This window comes from Wolbachia endosymbiont of Drosophila bocki, from assembly GCF_028982005.1.
Taxonomy (GTDB): domain Bacteria; phylum Pseudomonadota; class Alphaproteobacteria; order Rickettsiales; family Anaplasmataceae; genus Wolbachia; species Wolbachia pipientis.
This window is the reverse complement of the sequence record NZ_JAPQLG010000052.1, coordinates 1-780: the sequence shown is the minus strand read 5'-3', so window position 1 is coordinate 780 and position 780 is coordinate 1. Positions and strand designations below refer to the sequence as shown.

The 780-nt window shown below is 33.2% G+C and carries 1 protein-coding gene; it reads right to left on the bottom strand.

Translation table 11 applies throughout. The annotated features are described in order from the left end of the window. Positions 1 to 358 precede the first annotated feature (358 nt). Positions 359 to 780, bottom strand: a 422-nt coding sequence (locus OZD61_RS01040) for a hypothetical protein (protein WP_274979523.1), incomplete at its 5' end; no start/stop codon positions are given.

Genomic DNA, 780 nt, shown 5'->3' with positions numbered 1-780 from the left:
AGTGTCAAGCACTGGAATGACATCACAGGGGCACTGGAATTTTTGTTTCAATATTTGTACATTAGCCATGCATCTGAACAGATACTGTAAATTAGCTATATTACATTAGCCCATCAGATGAGTTGTAATGGTTATAATTGTCTGATAAGTGATCTCTAACATCGTGACCTAACTCATTGGCATCAGGCTTAACTTCGTGATCTAACTCATTAGCATCGAGCTTAAACAAAGAAGGATTATCATCAGATTGTTGATTAGACTCTTTCTCTTTCGACCCAAATAACCATGAAAAGAGTGATGAGATAGAATCAATAATGGATTTAATTGCTGAAAAAATATTGGATAAGAAATTACTGGGTTACTGAGTGTCTTGCTGGCTACTTTTTTCTTCTTCTACATTACTTTGTTCTACTTCATTTGATTTTTCCACATCTTGTTCAGGTTTACTTCTGCTTATAAATGTCTTATTTAGCTGTTTGAATATATTTTTGTCGGAGTTTTGAAAATACATTCGACTTATCTCCTTATTTTCATCAATGTAAATCACTAAAGTTGTATTATCGTTCCCCAATCCATCACATTCACTAACGAGCGATTCATGAGAGTTCTTAATGTCTTTGATAAATTGAAATTTTTCTTCTTCTGAAAAGTCCTTGCATCTTACGTTATAAGTGGTGCCTTTGTATTTAAAACTAAATATCCATCCACGGTCTTCATATTCATCTAGTCCAGAATTCTTGACACGTTGTATAATTTGAAATTTCTCTGCTTCTGAAAGAT